General features: G+C 60.5%; 15 protein-coding genes. 5 read left to right on the top strand and 10 right to left on the bottom strand.

Annotation, left to right across the window (positions count from 1 at the left end; genetic code table 11):
* Positions 1-5: 5 nt before the first annotated feature.
* The 9 genes from M9827_RS20620 to asnB form a co-directional block, all read right to left on the bottom strand.
* On the bottom strand, positions 6-2,432 hold the full coding sequence (locus M9827_RS20620) for a TonB-dependent siderophore receptor (RefSeq protein WP_250606894.1): 2,427 nt from the start codon (positions 2,430-2,432) through the stop codon (positions 6-8).
* 98 nt (positions 2,433-2,530) lie between these two features.
* The gene (locus M9827_RS20625; protein WP_250606895.1) at positions 2,531-3,514 is read right to left on the bottom strand and encodes a FecR family protein; all 984 of its coding nucleotides are present in this window, start codon (positions 3,512-3,514) and stop codon (positions 2,531-2,533) included.
* 88 nt (positions 3,515-3,602) lie between these two features.
* Positions 3,603-4,094 (bottom strand): sigma-70 family RNA polymerase sigma factor, encoded by a 492-nt coding sequence (locus M9827_RS20630; RefSeq protein WP_250606896.1) that lies wholly within the window; start codon positions 4,092-4,094, stop codon positions 3,603-3,605.
* Positions 4,095-4,257: 163 nt separating this feature from the next.
* Positions 4,258-5,550, bottom strand: a complete 1,293-nt coding sequence (locus tag M9827_RS20635; protein ID WP_250606897.1) for an MFS transporter — start codon at positions 5,548-5,550, stop codon at positions 4,258-4,260.
* 107 nt (positions 5,551-5,657) lie between these two features.
* A complete protein-coding gene (locus M9827_RS20640; RefSeq protein ID WP_250606898.1) occupies positions 5,658-6,917 on the bottom strand; it encodes an ATP-grasp domain-containing protein in 1,260 nt (419 codons plus the stop codon).
* On the bottom strand, positions 6,914-7,876 hold the full coding sequence (locus M9827_RS20645; protein ID WP_127929088.1) for an EamA family transporter: 963 nt from the start codon (positions 7,874-7,876) through the stop codon (positions 6,914-6,916). The genes M9827_RS20640 and M9827_RS20645 overlap by 4 nt, the downstream gene beginning before the upstream one ends.
* The gene (locus M9827_RS20650) at positions 7,863-9,947 is read right to left on the bottom strand and encodes a GNAT family N-acetyltransferase (RefSeq protein ID WP_250606899.1); all 2,085 of its coding nucleotides are present in this window, start codon (positions 9,945-9,947) and stop codon (positions 7,863-7,865) included. The genes M9827_RS20645 and M9827_RS20650 overlap by 14 nt, the downstream gene beginning before the upstream one ends.
* Entirely contained in the window at positions 9,944-10,807 is an 864-nt protein-coding gene (locus M9827_RS20655) for a TauD/TfdA dioxygenase family protein (RefSeq protein ID WP_250606900.1), read from the bottom strand. The genes M9827_RS20650 and M9827_RS20655 overlap by 4 nt, the downstream gene beginning before the upstream one ends.
* 48 nt (positions 10,808-10,855) lie before the next feature.
* Positions 10,856-12,721: an asparagine synthase (glutamine-hydrolyzing) gene (asnB, locus tag M9827_RS20660; protein WP_250606902.1), complete on the bottom strand. Its 1,866-nt coding sequence runs from the start codon at positions 12,719-12,721 to the stop codon at positions 10,856-10,858.
* A gap of 856 nt (positions 12,722-13,577) precedes the next feature.
* Here asnB and M9827_RS20665 point away from each other — a divergent pair.
* From M9827_RS20665 to M9827_RS20685, 5 genes are read left to right on the top strand one after another with little or no spacing between them, the layout of a single operon-like run.
* The gene (locus M9827_RS20665; RefSeq protein ID WP_250606903.1) at positions 13,578-14,975 is read left to right on the top strand and encodes a DUF8614 domain-containing protein; all 1,398 of its coding nucleotides are present in this window, start codon (positions 13,578-13,580) and stop codon (positions 14,973-14,975) included.
* Between the two features lie 16 nt (positions 14,976-14,991).
* Positions 14,992-15,687, top strand: a complete 696-nt coding sequence (locus tag M9827_RS20670; RefSeq protein WP_250606905.1) for a class I SAM-dependent methyltransferase — start codon at positions 14,992-14,994, stop codon at positions 15,685-15,687.
* Between the two features lie 36 nt (positions 15,688-15,723).
* The gene (locus M9827_RS20675; protein ID WP_250606906.1) at positions 15,724-16,983 is read left to right on the top strand and encodes a diaminopimelate decarboxylase; all 1,260 of its coding nucleotides are present in this window, start codon (positions 15,724-15,726) and stop codon (positions 16,981-16,983) included.
* On the top strand, positions 16,984-17,814 hold the full coding sequence (locus M9827_RS20680; protein WP_250606908.1) for a 2,3,4,5-tetrahydropyridine-2,6-dicarboxylate N-succinyltransferase: 831 nt from the start codon (positions 16,984-16,986) through the stop codon (positions 17,812-17,814).
* A complete protein-coding gene (locus M9827_RS20685; RefSeq protein ID WP_250606909.1) occupies positions 17,811-18,992 on the top strand; it encodes an aminotransferase class I/II-fold pyridoxal phosphate-dependent enzyme in 1,182 nt (393 codons plus the stop codon). The genes M9827_RS20680 and M9827_RS20685 overlap by 4 nt, the downstream gene beginning before the upstream one ends.
* On the opposite strand, the gene M9827_RS20690 is transcribed toward M9827_RS20685, so the two are convergent.
* Positions 18,989-20,164 (bottom strand): M20 aminoacylase family protein, encoded by a 1,176-nt coding sequence (locus M9827_RS20690; RefSeq protein ID WP_250606910.1) that lies wholly within the window; start codon positions 20,162-20,164, stop codon positions 18,989-18,991. The genes M9827_RS20685 and M9827_RS20690 overlap by 4 nt on opposite strands.
* Positions 20,165-20,282: the final 118 nt, after the last annotated feature.

Below are 20,282 nucleotides of genomic sequence, written 5' to 3' on the forward strand. Positions count from 1 at the left end.
GTCTATCAGAAACCTACACTGGCCTGCACAAAGAACGTGCGCGGCGCGCCGACATACATCCCCGAGTTGTTGTCGCTGGAGCGAGTGAAGTACTGCTTGTCGAAGATGTTCTTCACCCCGGCGCCCAGTTTCAAATTCGACACCTGCGGCCCGAAGTCATAACCCCCACGCACGTTCCAGGTCACATAACCCGGGATGTCGCCATACTGCCCGTCCGCCGTGCCTTCGGTGATGTAGTTGCCGTTGAAACTGCCGTCGGCATTCACACCGGTGCCCGGCGAGCGCTGTTTCGATTGAGCGAAACCGTCGAGGTTGTAGGTCCAGCGGTTGATGTCGTAGCGCAAACCGACCGTTGCCACCTGACGCGAATAGAACGGCAGATCACGCCCCTTGAAGCCCGGAATCTCACCTTCGTAGGTCGCACGGGTGTAGGTGAACCCAGCGTTGGCGGTCAAACCGTCGAGGCGTGGATCGAGCGCCGCCATGTCGTAATGCACAGAGGCTTCGATGCCTTGGTGCTTGGTCGCGCCGAGATTGGTCCAGCCCACGTCGTTGCTGATGTATTGCAGTTCGTCGTCGAAGTCGATGTAGAACAGCGTCACTTCCCCGCCCCACACGTCATCGTTGTAGCGCGCGCCGATCTCGTAGGTCTTGGCTTTTTCCGGCTCCAGACCATTGGCGGTCTGATCACCCGAGCCGCCCTGACCGAGCTGGAAATACTGCAGGCTGCCGAACGAAGTTTCGTAGTTGGCGAACAGTTTCCAGGCGTCCGACAGGTGATACATCACGCTCAGCGCCGGCAACGGTTCGTTGCTCTCGATGCTGCGGTTTTTCGCCTGTACCGGTCTGCCGGCGGTGTCGAGCACGGCGCGGTCATGCCAGTCGGTGCTGATGTGTTCGAAGCGAATGCCGGGGGTGATGGTCCAGTTGCCGACATCGATTTTGTTGTCGAGGTAGACCGAGTTGGCCTCGGTGCCACCCGTGCGGTCCTGGAACACATGGCCGTCGGAGGTCGGCGTGAGCACCGGCTGGTTGTTGACCAGCGCCACGCGGCTCGACGACTCGTGCATCGCCTCTTTCAGGTAGCGATAACCGAAGCTGACTTCCTGCGTGGTCGGGCCGACATCGAAGACCCGCGAGACCCGTGGCTCGATACCCAGCGTGTAATACGAACGCGGGTATGAGCTGAGGGTTTTCTGGTCGCGGGCGGCGATGGTGCTGCCACGGAAACTGTCGGTGTAATAGGTGAGGATTTCCGCTTGAGTGCGCTCGTCGATCTGACGGATCCACTTGAACGACACGTCTTTGCGCCGGCCGGTGAACTGGTCGTAGTCACGCACCGAGTCGTACGGTTTGTCGTCGTACTGCTTCTGCGTCAGACCGCCGGGCATGTCGGCCGTGGCGTCGTAATAATGGAAGTTGAGGCTGAAATCGTCCTGATCGGTCGGCGCCCAGTGCGTCTTGAGCAGCACGTCGTCGATGTCGTTGCCGTTATTGCGCTCGCGGTAGCCGTTACCGTTGACACCCGAATACAGCAGCGCCACGCCCATGCCGTTGTCGGCGGTGCCGCCGAGGAACGCGGTATCGATGTGTTTCCAGCCACCGTACTGGGTGGTTTCCAGGGTGGTGCCGATTTCACCGGTGGCTTTTTCCGGGATCGCGCGGGTGACGAAGTTGATCACCCCGCCGACGTTCTGCGGCCCGTAACGCACCGAACCGGCGCCACGTACCACGTCGATGCTGTCGAGGTTGCCCGAGGAAATCGGCGCCATCGACAGTTGCGGTTGACCGTACGGGGCGAACGCCGCCGGCACGCCGTCGATCAGCACCGTGGAGCGCGGCGACAGGCGCGAGGTCAGACCGCGCACACCGACGTTGAGGGAAATATCGCTGCCGCCGGTGCCGTTGGAGTCCTGCACCTGCACGCCCGGTACGCGCTTGAGCACATCGCTGACGTTCATCGCGCCTTGTTCGACCATGGCTTCGCGGCGAATCACCGTACGCGCGCCGGGGTGGTTCTGCACAACGGCGGCATTGGCATCGCCGAGCCAATCACCTACTACTTTGATGTCGGTGACGCCCAATTCCAGCGGGCCATTGCCGGCGGTGGAAGTTGCGGCCGGCGACAGCGTCACCGAACCTTCATTGATCTGATAATCCAGACCGCTGCCCTGCAGCAATTGGCGCAATGCCTGCTCCGGCGAGATATCACCGTCGACTGCCGGCGCCTGTTTGCCGGCGACCAGATCCGGGCTGAAAAATACTTGCAGCGATGTCTGCTGGCCCAGTTCGCTCAGGGCCTGCCCCAGTGGCTGCGCACGGATATGAATGGCTTCAGCGGCGAATGCCAGCGGTATGGCAGCGTTGACCGCCAGCGCGAGGGCCAGCGGCAGCCAAGGGGATTTTTTGTTATTGGCAGTGGGTTTGTTCACGTCGTACGTAGTCCTGTGGATCGCAAGAGTGTGCGGCTGTTAATGCAAACCAGTTGCAGTTGAACAGGAAGACGATGAACTCGAAAAAAACCTGAATTTTATTTTGCGATTATTTCCTGACTGCCATCGGCGAGGGTGCGAACGGCCACCGGCAGGATGTTCGGCAAGGCTTTGAGCAAAGCATCTGTGTTGTCGGCGTTAAACACGCTGGTCAGGCGCAAACCGGCCACGCTCGGATTGGCCACGGTCAACGGTTTCTCGCGATAACGCGAGACTTCGGCGGCGACTTCACTGAGGCTGGCGTTGTTGAACACCAGTTTGCCGCTGCGCCACGCCGTCAGCTGCGCCGGGTTGACCGCATAGGCTGCGGCGACTTTGCCTTGCGCATCGACATCAGTGCCGAGACCGGCGGTCAGGCTGATGAACTGACTCTCCGGCGCATCGCGGCCCTGCACGTTCACCGTGCCCTGCTCCACCGCCACGCGGGTTTGCGTGACATCGCGGCGCACATCGAAACGCGTGCCGGTGACCGTGACCTTGCCACTGCCGGCCTCGACCACGAACGGTCGCGAAGTGTCGTGCGCGACGCTGAACATCGCCTCACCTTCACTTAACTCGATCAGGCGTCGATCCTGTTCAAAGCGCACCAGCAAGCGGCTGCGGCTGTTCAGATCGATCACCGAACCGTCCGGCAGCGCCACATGTTTGCGCTCGCCCAGCGCCGTGACGAACTCGGCGCGGTAGCCGCCCGGATGATTCAAACCACTGAACAAGCCCAGCCCGAGCGCCACCGCCAGCACACTGGCAGCCACGGCATAACGCAGCAACGGACCACGTTTGCGGCGCCTCGGCGCGGTTTCAACAAGGGCTTTGAGGCGCGGCGCCGGGAGCAAATCGGCGGCCGACCACAAGCCCTGCAGCAACTGGAATTCGTCACGGTGCTGCGGATGTTCATTCAGCCAGGCGTCGAAGCGCTGCTGCTCGTCGACACTGACGGCCGGCTCCTGCAATCGCACAAACCAGCGAGCCGCGTCATCGCGCACCGTTGTTTGCCCGCACGCGCAAGCACGCGTATCCATCATGGAATGTCCTGTTTGGCCGGGAATATAAAGACACACAGCCCCCTGTAGGAGCTGCCGAAGGCTGCGATCTTTTTGCCATGATGCACATTCACGATTGCAAACCGTCCAGTCGATCACGCAAATGGCGCAGGGTGCGGATCATATACTTTTCGACCATGTTCTTGGACAGCCCCAGGCGTTCGGCGATTTCGGCCTGGGTCAGGCCTTCGATCTTCTGCCAGACAAAGATCTTGCGGCAATTGACCGGCAGCTCGCCGAGCGCCCGCTCGATGGAGTCGGCCAACTGGATCGCATGCATGTAATGCTCCGGGTCGCCGGACGACGACACACTGTGATCGACAGCCTCCGACTCCATAACGCCGCGCCGATCCTCCCGCCGATAGCCGTCGACCGCAATATTGCGCGCGGTCTGGTGCAAATACGCCCGTGGCTGCTGCACCACCGCCGAATCCGACTCAAGCACGCGCACAAAGGTATCGTGCGCCAGATCCTCGGCCTGCGCGCGATTGCGCAGGCGACGAGTCCAGGTGCCGATCAACTCTTCGTAGTGCTCGAAAAAGCCGGGTCTGCGGGGACGCATGGGGTTTGGGCGGCATGTTTAGGAAAGGGGTACGAATAGTAATGCTTCGTATTAAGGCGAGGCAATGCATTCCTTGCGGTACCGACGAAGTCGACCGATCGTTATCGCCAACCCCAAAAAGCCTCTTCCAAAAAGGCAAGAGGCTTTGAACGATCTGTCAATTTCAAGCGGCCTGGTCGTGAAAATCCCGAGCGGTGTTTGCAGCCTGTCGCTGACGTGCAACCATCAACGCGACAAAGCTCACCAGCGCCGCCGCCAGCAGGTAGTACGCCGCCATCATCGGGTCACCGGTGTGGCGATACAGCAAGGTCACCAGCGTCGGGGTAAAACTGCCGAACAGCACCACCGAACTGGCGTAGGCCACGCTGATGCCGGTCGAGCGCACGGCCACCGGGAATAACTCCGCCAACGCCGCCGATGCCGGTCCGGCGTACAGCACCATCAGCATCGCGAGACCCGCCTGCAACAGCATCAATCCGCTGTCCTGCGGATTTTGCTTGAGCGCCAGGAATGCCGGATACGCAAGCAGCAACACCCCCAACGCCCCGAGCAGCATGACGTTGTAGCGCCCCCAACGATCCGACAACCAACCGCCCAGTGGACTGAGCAAAGTGATGAAACCGACCAGGGTGATGCCGTAATAAGCCTTGCCGGCGTCTAGATTGAGCATGGCTTGGGCGTAAGCCGGCATGAAGTTGATCAACTGGGTGCACACCGTCCACAGGGCAACGAATGCAATACCCAGCACAAGGCTGCGCCAGTGCTGGAGGATTTCTTTCGCCGGTACTTCGATACCCTGTCGGGCATGTGCCTGAAATGCACTGCTTTCGTCGATGGTGCGACGCACATATACGCCGACGAAGTAGATCAGTACCCCCAGGACAAACGGCACACGCCAACCCCAACTACCCAGTTGCTCAGGCGTCAAAACGGTCGCCAGAATGCTCGCGAACAGGCCACACAATAAAAACGAGCCAGCTTGTGCCACCTGCTGGATCGAGGTGAAAAAGCCTCGCCGCGAGGCCGGCGCCGATTCGCACAAGTAGGCCAGCGCGCTGCCAATCTCGCCACCCGCCGCCAGCCCTTGAACAATCCGCGCCGCCACCAGCAGCACCGTGGCGCCATAGCCCAGCACGCTGTAGCCAGGACAAAAAGCAATCAGCACAGTGCCGAATGCCATCATGTTCATGGTCAGGATCAGCGCTTTCTTGCGCCCGTGGCGATCGGCGTAGCGGCCGATGAGAAACGCGCCAAGCGGTCGCGCCACAAAGCCCACCGCCAGGGTGACGAAGGTCGCCAACAGTGACATCAGTTGATCCTGGGCGGGAAAAAAAGTCTTGGCGATGTGCAGGGAAAAGATCGCGAACAAGGTGAAATCGAACCATTCCAGGGTCGTGCCTATTCCTACAGCCAGCAGTATCCTGCGCTGCTGCCGCGGCGAATCCGTATGCTTCATGGCGATGCTCTTCCAGACGTAGACGCGCAGGCCCGCGCGCACGAAATGCTTGGGTGCGGATAAGCACCAGACCCGTTCAGGCCTGGTGCACGGTCACTCCCGCAGGCTTACTGCACGCTGAACAGGCGCGAGGTGCGCTCCCATTCGCGGACGGTCTGATAGTCGTCATGGAGTACATTGCTGTCGGCATGGCTCATGAAGACGATGCCGGGGCTGGAAAACAAGTCGACCGTCTTGACCACGGCGTCGCCTTCTTTTGGCGCACGCTGCAGCCAGGCTTTGCTCTTGAGGGTCTTGAGCAACTCATCGTAGGAGGAACGAGTGACAACACCTTCCTGGCTGGAGATGAACTGCACCTGCCACAGCGGGTAATGGTGACCCTGCTGCGCATCGACGATGGAGTCGATGGCCGACTCCCCTTCCCTGACCAGCTTGCCCACCAGATCCAGCTGACTGGCGCCGACCGCATAGTTGGCCGCCGGACGATTGAGCCCCCCGGACAGACGCGAGGCACATTCGATCAAGGTCGGGCCTGCCTCGGTCACGATCAACTCGGTGTGGTTGGCACCGTAGCGGATACCCAAAGCATTCAGTACGCCGTGAACGTACTCGACAATTTCCTTCATTTCGGGCGACGTCGGGTCGAACAGCACGGCACGGTCATAGATCCAGCCACCGTCCGGTGCCGGCAGCTTGTCGGCGCGCCAGATCTCGGTGATCACATGCTTGCCATGGCCGCTGACGCCATTGATGAAATACTCCGGCCCTACCAGCAGGCGCTGCGCCAGCACCGCATCATTGCGCTCGCCCAATTGGTTGACGGTGCCGAAGAGCTTGTCGAAGCTGTCGACGAGTTCACCTTGATCGGCGCAGAAAGTCACCGAGTCGGTCCCGGCACTGGCCTGGGGCTTGATGACCACCGGCCAGCTGCCACTGGCGGCCCACTGACTCAGCGCATCGCGGTCGCGGGCCAGATAGTGATCCATGCTGCGCAGGCCGGCGGCCTTGAGGCGCTCGTGCATGGTGTATTTGTCGCGGCGTGCCAGGCTGGTGGACGGATCGTTGCCCGGCAGTTGCAAGGCCGCGGCGAGCAGGTCAGCGACAATCACCCCGCTTTCGGTGCCCGGCAGCACGGCGCTCGGGTGCAAGGCATTGATCTCATCGGCCAGGCGCTGGATATCACCGTGGTACTCGAAGTGCGCTATGTATTCGTCCTTGTGGTAGGTGCGCAGGTAGTACTCCGGCGGATTGGGCGAACTGCTCACGTGAATGCACTTCCAGCCGGACTCGGCCATCAGTGTCGGCAACTGTGAGCCGGACGAATAACCATCGACTACAACGAGGATTTTTTCCTTGGCTTGTGTCATTTGCTGTCTCCCTTGAATTTCATCCATGTGCCAAACACCGTAACCAGAGCGATCACGGAACAGCCCAAAGCAGAGGTCATCGACCACTGAATTCGGGCATCGAATACTTGAAAGACGTAAGTGAGCAACGGCGCCCACGCCAACAACGCCGCCACGGTAAAGGGTTCAGAAAGCAGAATGCCGCGCTGCAGCAGCCACAACGGAATGATGACCCCGAGCAGCGTCGCAATGGCCAGCCCCCCCAATTGCGTACTTGAGGCAAACGCGAAGCCGGGACCGCTCCAGGCAAGCACTGCCGCGACGATGATCAGCAGGTAGAACCGATGCGCCATGATCCGAGTGGCAGTCCAACTGCGCTCGCCCAGTTGTTTGGTCGCGATGGTGTTCAGCGCTTGGGATGCTCCGCCCGCCGCTGCGGCGGCGAGGCCGATAACGGTGTCGCTGAAGTTGATCGGGCGAATGCCCGCCAACCCCACCAGTGACGCCCACGCCAGCAACGCTGTGCCGGAAAGAATGCCCGCCGCGACCGCATAGGTGTAAAGCGGCAACTGACGCCGCCGAACGATACGCTCCAGCAGAATCGTACTCACCGGCCCAAGCCCGCCCATGATGGCGCTGACGATGGCGGGTTCGATGTAGCGCAGAGCATAGAAGTAGCCGATCCAGTTCAGCGCGCTGGTGAAGTTCAGGACGGTCAGCGGGCCGGCGGCATCGGCACCGATTGCCAGGCCTTTGGTACCGGAGCTCAGCAACAACCGCGACAGAAAGAAGCCGCTGGTGATCACAAAACTCCAGAACAGAAAGGTGAACGGATGCAGTTGCTGCAGCAGATTGCCCGAGAACACCGCGTTGGCGTTGGCCAGTATCAGAAACGCCGCCACATACAGAATGCCGGCCCGCACCACGCCGCGGCTGACGGGCGTGGCCATGCCGGAAAGGCTGACTTCAGGCTTGTTCATTGACGGTCTTCTCCATGAATACACTCAGCGGGTCTTCCCGGTAATCAGCGAACGGGCCGCGATCGCGAAAGCCTGCGCGGCGGTAGAGCGAGATGGCCTCAGGCTGGCTGACCCCGGTCTCCAGCAACAAGGTTCGGGCACCATTGCGATGGGCGAGCTGTTCAAGCCGCTTGAGCAACCGCGCGCCCACGCCACGGCGTCGGGCATTATCGGCGACAAACATGCGCTTGAGTTCTGCCTGCCCTTCGCCGATCGCCACCACCGCACCGCAACCCAACACGTCGCCGCTATGCAACTCGCGGGCGACCACGAAGCTCACCCCCGGAGCCTTGAGCTGTGCGACGTCGAGCATGTGCACGCTTTCATCCGGGTACAGGGAGCGCGCGTAATCCTCCGAGCGTTGCAACAGCTCGGCGGTCTGCAATTCCTCGGGGTCACCCTCGTCGATGCTGTATCCCGTCTGCCCGGTGGTCGGCGGCGATGCGTAATCCTCCAGCACCATGGCAGCACCTTTTTCACCGATCATCAGGGAAGCGGCGTTGGTATTGCCCGACACCATCGTCGGCATGATCGACGCGTCGATCACCCGCAAACCGTCGAGCCCGCGCACGCGCAGCCGATGATCGACCACGGCCAGCTCATCGTTGCCCATGCGGCAGGTCCCCACGGGGTGATAAGAGGTGTCACCCTGAGTACGGGCATACGCCAGCAACTCTTCATCGCTGGCGACCTGAGTGCCGGGGGACAACTCGTGATCACAGTAGGGCTGCAGGGCCGCTTGCGCAGCAATCTCGCGGATGATGCGCATGCCCGCAATCATCCGCCGGCGATCGTCCTCATGCTCAAGGAAGCGCGACTCGATGACCGGTGCCACGCCAGGGTCACTGGAGCAAATGTGGATACTGCCGGTGGATTCGGGCCGCAACGGATACAGGCCCACCGTCATGCCAGGCAAGGTGTCCAGACGACGACTGGAGCCAGGGCCGTAACTGGCCGGGGCGAAATGAAACTGCAAGTCTGGCCGTGGCTCTTCTTCCCGCGATTTGACGAAACCATGGCCCAGAGCAATCGGCAAACTGAGCACCCCGCGACGGCGAAAAACGTAGTTGAGCGTTTCCTTGAACAACGCAAAGCCACGGGTGCGTTCGTTAAAAGTGATCTTCTGGCGAATGCGCCATTTCAGTCGGGACGCGAAGTGATCGCGGAAGTTCTCACCCACGCCGGGCAGTGCATGTCGCAGCGGCACGCCGGCCTTTTCCAGTACCGCTGGCGCACCAATGCCAGACAATTCGAGCAGCTGCGGCGACTGAATGACGCCGGCACTGAGGATCACCTCACGCCGGACAGTGGCCGATTGCAGCGTACCGTTAAGGTACTCGACACCCACGCAGCGCTTGCCTGCCAGAAGCAATTTTTGCACCGCAGCCTCGGTAATCACCGTCAGGTTTGCCCGCTTGCGCGCCGGCAACAGGTAGCGGCCATAGGCCGAGGAACGACGGCCCTGATCATGGTTGACCTGGTAATAGCCGAAGCCTTCCTGATCGCCGCTGTTGTAGTCGCGATTGCGCCGATACCCGGCTTCACCGGCTGCTGCCAGAAAGGCATCGCACAACTCGTCATATTCGCGTGGCAATGCCACATGAATCGGCCCGTCCTGGCCACGACTCTCGCCGCCGACGTCCACGCTCGACTCCAGGCGCTTGAAGTACGGCAACACTTCGTCCCAGGTCCAGCCCGGGTTGCCTTGACTGGCCCACTCGTCATAGTCCTCGCGCTGCCCCCGGACAAAGATCATCCCGTTGATCAGGTTCGATCCGCCCAGCAGGCGCCCCCGTGGAATCTGCAGACGGCGTCCACCCAGCGTCGGGTCCGGGCGGGTCTCGAAGCACCAGTCGTATTTCGGATTCCCCATCAGCAGCACTTCACCGACGGGGATCGACAGCAATGGACTGCGGCGTTCGGCCCCCGCCTCCAGCAGCAGCACCTTGATCGCCGGATCTTCACTCAAACGTGCAGCCAACACGCAGCCAGCCGCGCCGGCGCCGACGATGATGTAGTCATACTCGCTCATGCCCGTCGGTTCCTGTCCTGATTGTCGGCGGTGCGTGCACCGATGGTGGTGCGGTGCAGCAGGCGACGATATTTGTCGTCATACACCGTGGCCTTGTGCATGGCGCTGCGGTTGTCCCAAAGAATGATGTCGCCCGGCGTCCAGCGATGCCGATAGGTGAATCGCGGCTGCACCGAGAACTCCTGCAGGAACGTCACCAGGGGCGCACTTTCCTCCAGCGGCAAGCCTTCGATCCGCCACGGCACATTGCCGCCGGCATACAGCGCCTTGCGCCCACTGACTTCATGGCGACGCACCAACGGCTGCGGCACGTCGACCCACTCAGCCAGTTCCTGGGGAGATGGCGCGGGCCGGTCAGGGTAATTGTAGGGCCGAGATTGAGTCCGGCTGATCACCACCTTGAGGTGTTCGATACGGTCCTTGACCGCTTCGGGCAATGCTTCATAGGCGGCAAACATATTGGCGAACCACGTGTCGCCGCCTTCCGGCGGGATTTCCAGTGCATGCAGCATCGAGCCGGCCGGCGGCACGTCCAGATAATGGCCGTCGGTGTGCCAGACCCGACCGCTGACCGGCGAGCCGATCAGTTTTCCGTCCTTGGTGATGTTCGACAGGATGAGGATTTCCGGCTGGGTCTGTTCGCTGAACTGCGAGCGGGTATAGCTGACCAGCTCACCAAAATTGCGGCTGAACGCCAGTTGCTGATCGGGACTCATCGACTGGCCACGAAACAGCAGGATGGTGCTGCTGATCCAGGCGTTGTAAAGCGCCTCGATCGTGTCGTCACTGAGCCTGGCGTTAACGTCGATGCCACGGACTTCGGTGCCGATAAATTCGGTAACAGGAACTAACTCAAGCATGCTGCCTCCTTGGTCTTCATGGGGTCAGACTTCCGTGCTGACCGTGTCTTACACCGCGATACGGTTGTCGACGATCCAGCGATTCATCTCCACCAACTGGATCAGCAAATGCGCGGGACTGGCGCCGCCCGGCAGCATCGAAGCATTGAGCTGGTTCGCAGCGATCTGCTCGATCAGTGCACTGAGGCGCGGGGTATCGAACATCCAGGCAATCGGCGATTTGGGATCAGTCGCAATCCAGCGTGCTTCGCTGATCAGTGCCCGGTCATATTCAGAGTCCTGAATATGCGGGTACGCGCTTTTCTTCCGGTTCAAGGTAGTCGGCGGCAAGATGTCGTGCATGGCAGCCTTGAGCAAACCTTTCACGCCGCCACGGGATTTCATTTCCCACGGCACGTTCCACACGTACTGGATCAGTTCCGGATCGCAGAATGGCACACGCACTTCCAGGCCTTGCGACATGCTCATGCGTTCCTTGCGATCCAGAATCACCGACAACGGGCCGGACATGCCGAGGAACAGCACCTCGCGCATGCGCGCCGCCTCGCCGCTTTCGCCGGGCAGGCGCGGCACCTGACTCAGCCAATAGTCATAACGGGCACGTTCGTCATCTGCCACACGCTGAGCACTGATCAGGCTCGGCGACAGATAGTGGGCCAGCTTCGGCCCATCGCCCAGCCACGGGAACTGAGGACGGGCCAACAGCTCGGGTTTGAAATAATAAGGATAGCCGCCGAAGATCTCGTCGGCAGCCTCGCCAGTCAGCGCCACGGAACAATTGCCGCGCATGCGTTCGAACAGCAGGTACATTGAGGCATCGAACTGCCCCCAGCCAGGCAGGCCGCGGGCCGTGCGCGTCGCCGGAATGACACCGAGCAGATCCTGCATGGTGGCACTGAGTGTCGTGTGACGGGTTCCCATGTATTCGGCAGCCAGCGCGGCGAAGGGTGCATCGATGTCAGGCCGCAGTTCGGTGGAGGTGAAGGCATCCTCGTCACTGTCGAACTTCAGGCAGAAGGTATCGAGTGTTGCGCCGCCCCCCTGGCTTGCCAGTTGCTTCATGACCAGCGCGGCGACCGACGTGGAATCGATGCCACCGGACAACATCGCCGCGCAAGGCACGTCATGCACGTACTGGCGCGCCACGACGCCCTCCAGCAATTCGCGGACGCGGTCCTTGGTCTGCTCGAAATCATCGGTATGCGCGGCGCTTTCCAGTTTCCAGTAACGATGCAATTCATGCCCACGTTCGTCGAAGGTCAGCACACTGGCGGGGGGCAACTCGCGCAAGCCTTGCAACGGGGTTTCGCCGGGCAGCGCCATGCGCGGCTGAAGCACGATCGCTAGCGCGCTGGTGTCCAGCCGGGCGGTAAATTGGGGATGGGCTTTGATGGCGGTAGGCACGCTGCCAAAAATGATGCCGCCGTCATTCAGTGTGTAGTAGAGCGGTTGCAAGCCGAGGCGGTCTCGCGCCAGCAATAACTGGCGCTTCTGGCCGTCCCAGATCGCTATGGCAAACATGCCTTCGAGGCGTTCGAAGAACCCGACTCCCCACTGGGCATAGGCACGGCGAATGATTTCAGCGTAGGACCAGCGATCGGGTGCCGAGTCGAAACCAGCGAGTTGCTGCTGCAACTGTGGAGCGTTGTACAACTGTCCGGTGTACATGATTGCCACGGTGGCGCCGTGAATCTCGCCAATCCACGGTTGCTCGTCCCAGTCATAATGCGAAGTGACTGTACGGCAATGTCCCAATGCAACCTCAGGTCCCAGCCATACCGCATGCCCGTCCGGTCCACGCCCGGACATTGCAACGACCATTGCCGAGACAATTTCGGCGACCTTCGAACGAGGAATGTTTGCTTGCTGCCCAACACCGTGACGCAGGTCGACCCAACCGGCCATGCCGCTCATATAACACTCCTTGTCGAATTACCTACGGGCCACGCCTTTATTGACGAAGCCTGTTCCATGTAGATCAATGTGCCGCACGGACTGACAAAAACAATTGCACGTTTCGAATTTCAATATGTCTGTTCAGCCGGAGCACAAGCTACTTCAAGCAATACATTCCTGACAAGTGCCTTGTTAATGACAAATAACCTGATTGAAGGTGCTTATTACCCAAAGTAATTTGCGCAAACTCCAAGCCATTCGCAAGCGCACCATTTCGGCGCACAGCGACACAACAAAGAGATTACCGCACTAAAAAAGCGCACAACTTAATTTGCCATTTTTCCGCTCCTTATCATCAGGACGCGCGTAACACAGCCTGTCCCGAGAGCTCAAAACAAATCAATCAAAAAATTATTCAGCAACCAACTGTATAAAATTTAAAGAGTTTTTTGTTTTGCCAAAGCGATTACTTGATCTCTTTGAGTTTTTTTTAGTTCTTCCTACTTGTCGTAAAAAAAAATTCGCTGTTATGCTCCACGGCAAGCAGCGTGGTGCCCTGTGTGCCACACCTTCACATGGAATGTGACTCAAGGAATGTATATGGATATTCATCTGCCAGTCTTCTACACGTCTTTATTGCTGCGTCGTCCAGTTGCTTTTGCACCTGGACGTTAGTGCCAGCACGGCTTTCGATCAGCCAGTCATTCCAGGCAAAGCCTAACTAATCAACGCACTTGGCGCGCTGTTACCGACATGCGCCGCGAATAATTAGTCATGCCCGCCCGGAACATCGTCCAGTTACTGAGTACGTGCTTACTTGCGCCTGTCTGCAGGCTGAGTGTGCGCTGCCGTACATCAATACGTAGAGGGAGTAATGAGCGTGAATCGGTTCGACTATTCGGGCAATCTTGCCAAGGCCACCTCCTACCGCGGTTATCGCAGTCCTTTCTGGCCGCCAGCGAGCAACTACAACCTGACTCTGCTTGATCTTGCGCCGGCTAACCCTCGTCAAGACGCTGCCTGGCTAGAACGACTGGAGGCGCTGAAAACCGCAGTCGATGATCAATGGCGCAGCGCCAAGCTCCATGGCGTGGCAGAACGCACCCGTTTCAGCGACCCCGGCGCCGTGGCGCAAGCGCTGCGTGCGCTGGAAAACGACCTCGAGCGAGCTCATGATCGCCAAGCTGTACAGCTCAGGACAAAGGCCATCGAGCACGGCTACAACGACGAGATACTCAAGACCCTCGCCGGCCTGCAAGAAGAGGTTTCCCTGGTCGCCGGGCAGATTGCCACCTGGTACGGCAAGCAACTTGGTGGGCTGCCGACAGCCTTTGGCTGCCGACGCAATCAAGCGCGACAAGAGGACGTGGAACTGGCCATGAGCCTGGTGGATCAGATCCCCGCCTACCTCAAGCAGTTGCACACCAACCTGCGCCTGGGTGAGTTGCCGGCCTTCGCCGCCACCGATGTTTTTTTCATGGCCGGTGAAGGCAATCTGCACCCCAAGCATATCGCCTACTTCCTGCCCGAAGATGAAGGTGTCAAACGTTCGCCGTTCAAGAAAACCTACTATTTCGCCAATACCCACGCGGCCATGGTCGAGCATTTGGCGGCACCACTGGCCCGGCAGTTCCTGTCGACCGGCAAACACTATGACCCGACTGGCGAACACCTGCGACGCATACCTGCATTGGGCGTGCTCAGCCATGAGCTGGGCCATTTCGTCCATCGCCCGGCCACCGATTACACCCCGCTGAACAGCGCCGACCGCTGGGCATCGGTGGTGCTGCAAGAGGTGGCAGCGGATGTCTACGGCATCCTCATTCTGGCCCAGGTGTGGGCGCCTGCCCTGCAGATTCCGCCCGAGCAGGTGCTTGAGTATTACCTGAGCGAATGCCTGCGCTACCTCAACCGCGGACTTGGCCTTTTTCCCGATTGCGACGGCATGTACCTGCAGCTGTCGTACTTCGTCCAGCTCGGCGCCCTGACGCTGCGCCAGGATGACCCGCAGCATCCACAACTGGTGGTCGATCACGGTGCCCTGCTGGCCGGTTTGCGTTCGCTGGCCAGAGTGCTGGCGGATGCCCTGCTCGGCGGCGACCCTGCGGCGGCCGTTGCCTTTTATCAGTGCTACGGACCCGCACGGCCCCAGCCGTTGCAGCCACTGGTTACTGCGCTGGCCAACGCGCCGGCGCAGTCCATCGAATACGTGCAAGAGCCTGTGCGTGTACCCACGGACTGCGACGCAACTCGCGCGCAAGCCCGACTCTAGACAAGGAGAGACAGAGATGACGAAGCCGATGCAGGACCTCCAACAGGTGACAGATTACTACGGCACCTACCGTAAGTTTGGCGACAGCAACGCCACCATCTATGAGATCTGGGAACAGGGTGGAGCCTTCAACGACTCGATTACACCGTCTACCTACAGCCCGGAATATCGCTCGCACTTGGGTCTCAAGCTGAAATCGCTCACCCAGGAAGGTGCAACGATTTTCTCCATTGGCTGTGGCAACGGATTTGTCGAGGGCGATCTGGTGGAGGCCAAGCGTCAGGTCAGGGCCATCGACTTCAACGACGAAGCCGTGACCCTGAGTCGCAAAAAAGGCGTCGATGCGCACAAGGTCGACTTTTTCAAGCTGGAGCCCGGCTCCCTCGCCGGGGTCAAGTCGGTCTACGCCGATGGCTTGCTGGGACACCTGTTCCATCCCGAACTGGAACTCAAGCCGACCTTCGACAAGCTCAAGGAACTGAACCTGGACTCCGGCACGGTTCTGGTGTTCTCCAATGACTCGCCACGCGATCCCGAGGCGCTGTTTGCTGCCCACGATAAGGTCGATGGTTTCTGGTTCATTTCCAGGGACTACCTGCGTGATGCACTGATTGAAGCCGGCTTCGAGATCCAGGAGTCGTACTACTTTCCCTACACGCGCCCGATCAGTGGCCTGCGCAATCGCACCATGTGCGTCGCTCTGGTGCCCTGACCCGTCCGTCCCCTGCGCCGCGAGGAGAAACCTGCTGTGCCAATATCCGAAAGCTTCGCCCGACGTTTGCTCCCCCTGCTTGATGAGTTGACGACACGTTACCCGACGCCCTTTCATCTCTACGATGAGCGCGCCATCGTCCAGACTCATCGACGCGTCGCGCAGGCTTTCGCCGACAGCGCGTTTCGTCAGTACTTCGCGGTCAAGGCGCTGCCCACTCCAGCGATTCTGGCCCTGCTGCTCAAAGAGGGCAGCGGGCTGGATTGCTCATCGCCGGTCGAGCTGATGTTGGCCGAACGACTGGGTGCGCGGGGCGACGACATTGTCTTCACCTCCAACAATACCGCGCTCGGCGAATACCAGATGGCGCTCGACGCCGGAGCCCTGATTACCTTCGATGACCGCAGCATGCTCGACCGAGTGGCGACTTTGCCCGAGATTGTCGGGTTCCGCGTTTCACCTCATGGGGTCATCGCCCGCTCATCACAGATGGGCAACGCACAACAATCGAAATTCGGCGTGCCCGATGCCGATCTGGTGCAAAGCTATCGCCAGGCCTATGACCTGGGTGCCCGACGTTTTGGTATCCACGGCATGATGTGCGCGAATGAGCTGTCACTGGAGGCTGCGGTGCAGGCCGGTGTGCAAGTGATCGAAGTGGCTGCACGTGTAGCGCGCGAGGCCGCCATCGAATTCGAGTACATCAATATCGGTGGGGGCCTGGGGATTCCTTACCGCACCGATGACCAGGCACTTGATCTGGACGCCTACGCCACCGCGCTGAAACAAGCGCTCAAGCAAGCCTTCCCGAGTAACACGCCGAAACTCCTGATGGAGTTGGGCCGTTTCATTACCGGCCCGCATGGGGTGTTGGTATCGCGGGTAATCAACCGCTGCAGCAAAGGCCGGGAAATCGTCGGTCTCGACGCCTCGATGTCCGCGCTGATGCGTCCCGGACTGTACGGTGCCTACCACCACCTGACTTTACCTTTCGCCAGCCAACGCCCTGAAGGCGTGTTCGATGTGGTGGGCGCGCTGTGCGAAAACTTCGACAAGTTCGCCATCGATCGCCCTTTGCCGACGCCGGCCATCGGCGACCTGGCGCTGATTCATGACACGGGCGCCCACGGCCATGCCATGGGTTTTACCTACAACGGCCGGCTGCGTCCGGCAGAACTGATGTTGACTGACAACGGCGATGTTGTGGAAATCCGTCGCGCGGAAACCTTCGACGACCATACCGGCCCGGTTCAATGGCAACCCGTCGACGTCTTCAACCCTCACAAGGATCGTTAAATGAGTAACCGTGCATTGATTGAACAGGCCTTTGAACGGCGTTCGCAACTGACGTCGGCAGAGCTGCAGGCTCTTGTACCCGCCATCGAAGACGGCCTCGGCGCACTGGAAAGCGGTGAACTGCGCGCAGCGCGCCTGGAAGACGGCCAGTGGGTCGCCGATACGTTCGTCAAGAAACTCATCCTGCTGTCGTTCCTCACCCGCGAAAACCATGTGGGCGAAACCGCTCCATGGCGGCCGAAAAGCTACGACAAACTACCCCTCAAATTCGAGCACTGGGATGACGCCGCGTTCCGCGACGCACGTATCCGCGTAGTGCCCGGCGCGGTGGTCCGGGCGGGCGCGTACATCGCTCCGGGTGCGGTGCTGATGCCCTGCTTTATCAACATCGGCGCTTATGTCGGCGAAGGCACCATGATCGATACCTGGTCGACTGTCGGTTCCTGCGCGCAGGTCGGCGCACGTTGCCATATTTCCGGTGGCGTGGGTCTGGGCGGCGTGCTCGAACCGATCGGCAACAATCCGGTGGTCATCGAGGACAACGTGTTCATCGGTGCCCGCAGCGAGGTCGCCGAGGGGGTGATCGTGCGTAACGGTGCGGTAATTGGCATGGGCGTCTACCTTGGCGCCTCGACCCCGATCGTCGACCGCGAAACCGGCGACGTGCGCTTCGGCGAAGTCCCGGCCAATGCGGTGGTGATCGCCGGTAACCGCGCTGACCCGAAATTGCCGGGAGTATCCCTGGCCTGTGCGGTAATCGTGAAATATGTCGATGAGCGCACCCGATCCAAAACCTCGCTCAACGATCTGGTCAGAGAGCTCAGCCGATGACCGCCGCAGGCAATGCCTTCGCCAGACTGCAAAGCCTGCTGGATGACCTGCCGTCCGCGACCGGGCAGCCGGTCATCGCCCTGCACCTGGGCGAAACCCGGCTTGGGGATCCGACACCACTGCTGGCGCCACTGTGCGAACTCGACCAGTGGACGCGCTACCCGCCTCTGTCCGGCACTGCGCAATTGCGTGAAGCCTACAGTGATTGGCTACGACGTCGCTTCGGCGTGCGAGCCGGTCTCGAAGAAGACCGTATCGCCATCGAACCTACGCCGGGCACCAAACAGGCCGTCGCCACCTGCATCGCGCTCGCCGTGACCCGCGCACGGGCACGTGGCGTAAAAGCACCAGTAGTGGTCCTGCCCAATCCGTTTTACCCGACGTATGTCGCGGCCACCGATGCCGCCGGTGCGCAAGCACTGTTTTATGACGTGAACGACGCTGACCTGTTGGCCAGCCTCGCCCACCAACTGGATCAGGCCGGTGACAGCATCGCGGCGCTGGTGCTGTGCAACCCTGGCAATCCGCTGGGCAACATACTGCCTGCCAGCACATTGATCAGCCTCAGCCACATGGCCTTTCACGCCCAGGCGACGTTATTGGTCGACGAGTGCTACACCGATCTCGTCCGGCACTCACCACCACCAGGCTATCTCAGCCTGGTGGAAGCCGATGCGGTTGCGCCCTGCCCGTTCGTGGTTTTACACAGCCTGTCGAAACGCTCGGCGGCACCGGGTTTGCGCAGTGGTTTCATTGCCGGCGATCCGTCCAGCGTCGCTGCTTATGCCGGCTTCAACCGCAGTTGCGGAGTCTCACTGGCCTGGCCGGTGTGCAGCGCGGGCGCAGCGCTCTGGCACGATGAAACTCATGTGCAGCGTCAGCAACAGGCACTGCAGTGCAATTGGGATCTGGCCGATGAGTACCTCACCGCAGTACCCGATTACCGTCGCGCCGATGCCGGTTTTTTCCTGTGGCTGGCGGTCGGCGATGGTGAAGAGGTCGCGCGCCGACTCTGGAGCGAACAGGGTTTGCGTGTGATGCCTGGTCGCTACCTGTGTCATGAAGACGCCAAGGGTGCCAACCCCGGAAAAGCGTTCGTGCGCATTGCACTGGTTCATCAGGAACCGATCATGCGCCAGGCCCTGCTGCGCCTCAGGGCCGGACTTGTGGGCAGTTAACGTTCGACTGGCTGCAGGCGTTGGCGGACCAGCGCAACCCAATAGGCAACGCCCAGTGGCATGATCTCGTCATTGAAGTCATAACGCGGGTTGTGCAACGAGCAGCCGCCTTCAGCCGAGCCATTGCCGATCCAGATGTAGGCACCGGGTTTGCGCTCGAGCATGAAGGCGAAGTCCTCCCCGGTCATGCTCGGTGCGACCCCGGTACCCACGTTTTCGCGGCCCGCAACAGCACTGGCAGCAGCAACGCAATGATCCGCATGCACGGCGCTGTTGATCAGCGGCGGCGAGCCGAACTCGAAAAACTTCAGCGACGCTCGAACCCCCATCCCGGCGGCCAACTGCTCGACCATCTCGGTCATTCGACGCGATGCGATCTCGCCGGCCTCGCGGCGGAAGTAACGCATGGTGCCGCCCAGCCGTGCAGTGTCGGGAACGATGTTGTGGGTATCGCCGGCGTGGAACTGGGTGACACTGAGAACCAGCGCATCGGCAGGGTCGATATTGCGCGAGACGATGCTCTGTAACGCAGTCACCAAATGGGCCGCGGCCAGCAACGGATCGGCGCCTTGGTGAGGCATCGCCGCATGGCAACCACAACCGCTGACAACCATTTCGAACGGCCTCGCCCCCGCCATCGCCGCACCGTGGTGAACCACGAATCGACCGGTCGCAAGACCGGGCCAGTTGTGCAGACCGTAGACGCACTCAGCGCGGAATTTCTCGAACAGACCCGCCGTCATCATCGCCTTCGCACCCGTGCCGATTTCCTCGGCCGGCTGAAACACCAGATGCACTTTGCCGGCGAAACTGCGATCTGCCGCCAATTGGCGGGCAGCGCCCAACAGCATGGCGCTATGGCCGTCGTGGCCACAGGCATGCATCCAGCCGTCGTGGACTGAGCGATGGGCAAAGGTGTTTTCTTCCTGGATGGGCAGCGCATCCATGTCGGCGCGCAGTGCAATCTCGATACCTGGTCGCTCGCCTTCGATGGTTGCGACGACACCCGTACCGCCGATGCCGATATGCGGTTGCAAATCAAAGCTGCGCAATATCTCTGCGATGAAAGCGCTGGTCTTGCGCTCGGCAAAACCCGCTTCCGGATGTTGATGCAGCCAGCGACGCCAGCCGATCATTTGTTCCTGCAGTGCGAAATCCGTTTCCGTTGCCATCGTGACGTTCCTGTCCCTGGAGTTGCTCTGAGTCGCCACACTATTCTGTGTAATTGAACTTCGCAACTGGCACCGATGCACGTCATGAACACTGCTGCTTTTTGAGCTCACCATGCTT

It is taken from the genome of Pseudomonas sp. AKS31 (assembly GCF_023634765.1).
In the GTDB taxonomy this organism is placed as follows: Bacteria; Pseudomonadota; Gammaproteobacteria; order Pseudomonadales; family Pseudomonadaceae; genus Aquipseudomonas.